Annotated in this window: 5 protein-coding genes; 4 read left to right on the top strand and 1 reads right to left on the bottom strand. The window is 73.1% G+C overall.

The window, feature by feature from the left end; genetic code table 11:
• The 3 genes from AB0F81_RS50290 to AB0F81_RS50280 all read left to right on the top strand — a co-directional run.
• A partial coding sequence (locus AB0F81_RS50290; RefSeq protein ID WP_360211421.1) for a histidine kinase occupies positions 1-967 on the top strand: 967 nt, incomplete at its 5' end.
• Positions 955-1,596 (top strand): response regulator transcription factor, encoded by a 642-nt coding sequence (locus tag AB0F81_RS50285; RefSeq protein ID WP_360211419.1) that lies wholly within the window; start codon positions 955-957, stop codon positions 1,594-1,596. The genes AB0F81_RS50290 and AB0F81_RS50285, both read left to right, overlap by 13 nt.
• A gap of 27 nt (positions 1,597-1,623) precedes the next feature.
• Positions 1,624-2,451 (top strand): hypothetical protein, encoded by an 828-nt coding sequence (locus tag AB0F81_RS50280; RefSeq protein ID WP_360211417.1) that lies wholly within the window; start codon positions 1,624-1,626, stop codon positions 2,449-2,451.
• Between the two features lie 48 nt (positions 2,452-2,499).
• On the opposite strand, the gene AB0F81_RS50275 is transcribed toward AB0F81_RS50280, so the two are convergent.
• A complete protein-coding gene (locus AB0F81_RS50275) occupies positions 2,500-3,486 on the bottom strand; it encodes a hypothetical protein (protein WP_360211415.1) in 987 nt (328 codons plus the stop codon).
• A 423-nt stretch (positions 3,487-3,909) separates the two neighbouring features.
• On the opposite strand from AB0F81_RS50275, the gene AB0F81_RS50270 reads away from it, so the two are divergent.
• Positions 3,910-5,069, top strand: a 1,160-nt coding sequence (locus AB0F81_RS50270; RefSeq protein WP_360211413.1) for an AAA family ATPase, incomplete at its 3' end; no start/stop codon positions are given.

Genomic DNA, 5,069 nt, shown 5'->3' with positions numbered 1-5,069 from the left:
CGGCTGGTGGGCCGGGCAGCGCAGCGCGGCGCTGTGGCGGGCGATCGGCTACCACCTGCTGGCCGCGATCGTCGGCCCGCTGTCCGCGGTCGCCGTTCTCGCCGTCTGGTGCGCGGGGCTGGTGCTCGCGACGATGCCGCTGCACCACCGCTGGTTGCGCCGTGACGTCGTGCACGGGGTGGCTCTGCACGAGCCGGCCGTGCTCGCCGCCACCACGGTCGCCGGCGTCCTGCTGCTGCTCGCCGCGCCGTGGGTGAGCCGCGGCGCGGCCGCGCTGGACCTGTCGGTGGCGCGGGCGCTGCTCGAACCGCGCAGCCACGCCGAGCTCACCCGCCAGGTCGCCTCCCTGGCGAGCAGCCGGGCCGAGGTCATCGCGGCCACCGACAACGAGCGCCGGCGCATCGAACGCGACCTGCACGACGGCGCACAGCAGCGGCTCGTCTCGCTCGCTATGAACCTCGGCATCGCGCGGGCCGGCCTGACCGACCTGCCCACCCCCGCCCGGGACGCCATCGTCAACGCTCACGAGGAGGCCAAACAGGCACTGGCGGAGCTGCGCGGCTTCGTCCGCGGCCTGCACCCGGCCGTCCTGGAGGACCTCGGGCTGGACGCTGCCCTGTCCGGGCTCACCGCCCGCAGCGCCGTCCCGGCCCGGCTGACCGTCGACCTGTCGCGCCGCCCGGGAGCCACCATCGAGGCGGTGGCCTACTTCGTGGTCTCCGAGGCGCTGACCAACGCCGCCCGGCACGCCGGTGCGAGCCGGATCGACGTGACCGTCACCCAGCCGTCGCCGGAGCGGATCCGGGTGCGGGTGGCCGACGACGGGCGCGGCGGTGCCCGTATCGACGCCGGCACCGGCATCCGCGGGCTGGCGCAGCGCGTCGGCTCCGTGGACGGCACCCTCGAACTGTCCAGCCCGGCCGGCGGGCCGACCGTGGTCGTGGTGGAGCTGCCGTGCGAGTCGTGATCGCCGAGGACTCGGTGCTGCTGCGCGAAGGGCTGGCACGGCTGCTGGAGGCCGGCGGCTTCACCGTCGCCGCCGCGGTCGCCGACGCGGACGCCCTGCTGAGCGCGGTCGACGAGCACCGGCCCGACCTGGTCGTGGTCGACGTACGCATGCCACCGACCCACCGCGACGAGGGCATCCGCGCCGCGCTCGTGCTGCGCCGCCGCTGGCCGGGCATCGCCGTGCTCGTCCTGTCTCAGTACGTCGAGGAGCGGTACGCCACCGAACTGCTCTCCCGCGAGACCAGCGGCGTCGGCTACCTGCTCAAGGACCGCGTCGCGGACGTCACCGAGTTCCTCGACGTGCTGCGGCGGGTGGCCGCCGGCGGCGCCGCGCTCGACCCCGAGGTCGTCGCCCAGCTGCTGGTCCGCCACCGGCCGGACCCGCTGGACCGGCTGACCGCCCGGGAACGGCAGGTGTTGACCCTGATGGCCGAGGGCCGCTCCAACGCGGGCATCGCCGGCACGCTGGTGATCACCGAGAGCGCCGTGGCCAAACACGTCAACAGCATCTTCACCAAGCTCGAGCTGACCGCCGCCGACACCGACCACCGGCGCGTGCTCGCCGTGCTCCGGTTCCTGCAGGCCTGACGCCCCACCGACGAGGAGCCCGCGAACGTGACCAGAACCGAGGTGCCCCGCCACCCCCGCGCCGTCGGGCTGCTGCTCGGCGGCATCCTGACCGGGGCCCTGCTGGCCGCCGGCTCGACCGGGCTGTGGCTGACGCTCGCGGGCCCCGAACCGCTGCACGCCGACAGCCGGCAGCAGACCTACCGCGAGCCGGTCACCGGCATCGACATCTCCGTCGGCCTCCGCGACAGCACGGTCACCCTGATCAACGGGCAGCCCGGCGCCGTGACGGTACGACAGCAGCTGGCCTGGAGCCGAGCCGAACCGGTGCTCGAGGACGACATCGTCGGGCGGACCCTGCGGATCCGCTCCTCCTGCCCGCCAGTGCTGCTCCCGCCGGCCGGACAGTGCCGGGCCGACCTGGTCGTGGAGGTGCCTCCGGGCGCGACGGTGCGAGCGGACGTGGCCGTCGGCCGGATCCGCGCCGAGCGGCTCACCGGCGCCGTGGACCTGACCGCGTACGGCGGCGACATCACCGTCTCGGACCACCGCGGCCGGCTGCGGGCCAGATCCGACGGCGGCAACATCACCGGCACCGAGCTGGCCGGCGCCGAGACCGATGCGGAAGCCGAGTGGGGCGACGTCAACCTGCGATACGCCGTCGTGCCCACCGTCGTCCAGGCCACCAGCGGCACCGGCGACGTGTCGATCATCGTTCCGCCAGCCGGCACCGGAGCCGACGGCTACCGGGTTCGCGCCGACACCGGCGGCGGCCGGCACACCGTCGACGTCCCGCAGGACTCCGCCGGCCGGCACACCATCGTCGCGCACGCCGAGCAGGGCGACGTCACCGTACGCCACCGGACAAGCGGCTGACGCGCGGTTCCGGACGGTGCCGCGCCGAGCGCGGCGGCGATAACGCCCTCATCGAGCCGGCGGCGCGGCCAGGTTCTCGGGCACAAGGATCTCAGCCATCGCACCCGCCACCCCGGCCATGCTCGCATTCTCCAGGCTGCCCGGCTCCTCGAACAGGTTGCCGCACGAGTGCAGGTCCCGCCGTTGCACCTGGTAGATCAGGTAAGGAACGGTCGGCCACCAGGCTCCCTGCTGTTCAGCGGAGTCATCGATGACTCGGCCCAGCACGACCTCGCGGCGATCCTGTGTCAGCGCTTCCACAGCGCTGCCGTGCTCCACCGGCCAGGACTGAACAAGCACCCGCCGACCGGCGCACGGCGTCCCCATGCCGTGCTCCTGCACCGGTGCGGCTGTTCCGGGATGGAACGGCTCCACGCCGATCCGGTCGTCATGCGCGATGGTCACGTCGGCGCCCACCCGGAGGAGGTCGAAGGATCCCGCAGGAAAGAAGGCCACTACCGAAACCTCGGTGCTCTCGCCAGGTTCCAAGCTGGCTTGATCCCAGGTCAGGGGACCGAACTGGATGAGTGAAGTCGGCGAGAGCCGGGTGGAAGCGTTGTACCGAGCGCCCGGACCGTAGTTGTACTCGGTGGCGGCATGGACCTTGGTGGCGTCGAGCTGCTCGCCCACAGAATTGCTGGCCAGCACCCGGGCACCGGCCAAAACGTATTGTGAACCGATCAGCCGAACGCTCGTCTTGCTGGTGTTCTCCACGGTCATCTTCACCGTCACGGCACCGTGAGAGACGTGTTCGCTCACGTCAGTCAGCTCAGTCTTGATGGACACGGCCGGCGTCGCGGTACCCGGCAGGTACACCGCCGAGTACCAGGTGAACGGCACGGCGATCAACGCGGCGGCAAGGGTGGCAGCCGCCCCCACCAGTTCGCCGCGGCCGGGCTTACTCCCTGCCGCACCGGACGAGAGTCCGGCCGCCCGGCTCCTCCCGAAATGCCATGCGAGAAGGAACGTCGCCGAGGCAACGCAGAACAGCGCCACGCCGGCCACCCTCGCGGCGAGCAGATGGAGTTGCTCGGCTCGACAGTGCCGATCACCCCACCGCTGAGCATCGCGAAGACAACCGCTACCAGGGCACCGGCACGCTCGCGGGATTTCGACGGCGCCGGCCAGGCGAGGCCGATGGCGACCGCCGTCAGGCCCGCCAGGACCACGAGGACGGCTCCCGTGACCCGCGCCGCGAAACCGTCGGCACGGAAAAGATCATGGGTGCCGACGACAAGGATGCCTGCGGTTGCCAGGGCGAGTAGCGCCAAGCAGCCTCTAGGGGGAAGTGTCGTGACCCGCGGCGGTCGACGCTGTCGAGAAACCGACGGACCGTCGCTCAACACCGGAGAAAGTCAAACCGCACGGTGGATGACGCCGGGCGGCGCCTGCGTATTCTTCTTGCTGGTGGAAATCTCGATGATCGGACGCGACGCCGAACTGGGCGTCCTGCACCGTCTCGTCACCGAGGCCGCGGCCGGCGACGGGAGCGCGCTGCTGATCCACGGCGGGGCCGGCGTCGGCAAGTCCGCGCTGTTGCGAGCCGTCCACACCGAGGCCGCGGAGCGGGGCTTCACGGTCCTGCGCACGGCCGGGCTGGAGACCGAGCGCTGGTTCCCGTTCGCGGCCCTGCACGTGCTGCTGCAGCCGGTGCTGCGGCAGATCGACGCCCTGCCGGCCACCCACCGGCGCGTGCTGCAGGCGGCGTTCGGCGCCGCCGAGTCCGAGCCGGACGTGTTCCGGGTCGGGCTGGCCGTGCTCGACCTGCTCGCCGACGCCGCCGCCCGGCAGCCGGTCCTGATCCTCGCCGACGACCTGCAGTGGATCGACTCGTCCAGCCGTGACGTGCTGGGGTTCGTGGCCCGGCGCACCCACGGGCACGCTCTGCTGATGGTCACCGCCGTGCGCTCCGAGGACCCGGCGCGATACAACTCGGCGTTCGCGCCGGAGCTGCACCTGGGGCCGCTGGCCGGCGACGCCGCGGCCTCGCTGCTCGACAGCGGCGCACCGGACCTGCCGCCGCCGGTGCGGGCCCGGATCCTGGATCACGCGGCCGGCAACCCGCTCGCGCTGGTGGAGCTGCCCAAGGCGGCACGCCAGACACCGCCGGGCACCGAGGACCTGCCGCTGACCCAGCGGCTGGAGACGGCGTTCGCCGCCCGTACCGATGCGGTCAGCCCGGCCTGCCGTACGTTTCTGCTGGTCCTGGCGGCAGAGCCGGAGGCGCCGCTGGATCTGCTGCTGGCCGTCTCCGGCCGGCTGGCCGGCACGACGGTGACCGTGGACGTGCTGCAGGAGGCGGTCGACGCCGGCCTGGTCACCCTGGCCGGCGGCAGTCCCGGGTTCCGGCATCCGCTGATGCGCTCGGCGATCCACACCCGGGCCCGAGTCGCCGAGCGGTACGCGGTGCACGGCGCCCTCGCCGAGGCGCTGCACGAGCTGCCCGACCGTCAGCTCGCCCACCAGGTCGCCGCCACCGTGGGCGCCGACGACGAGCTGGCGACCCGGCTGGAACGGTTCGCCGACGCCTCGCAGGCCCGCGGCCGGGTCGCCGCGGCCGTGCCGGCGCTGCAGCAGGC

The organism is Actinoplanes sp. NPDC024001, from assembly GCF_040638955.1.
GTDB lineage: Bacteria > Actinomycetota > Actinomycetes > Mycobacteriales > Micromonosporaceae > Actinoplanes.
This window is presented reverse-complemented; position numbering and strand designations above follow the sequence as displayed.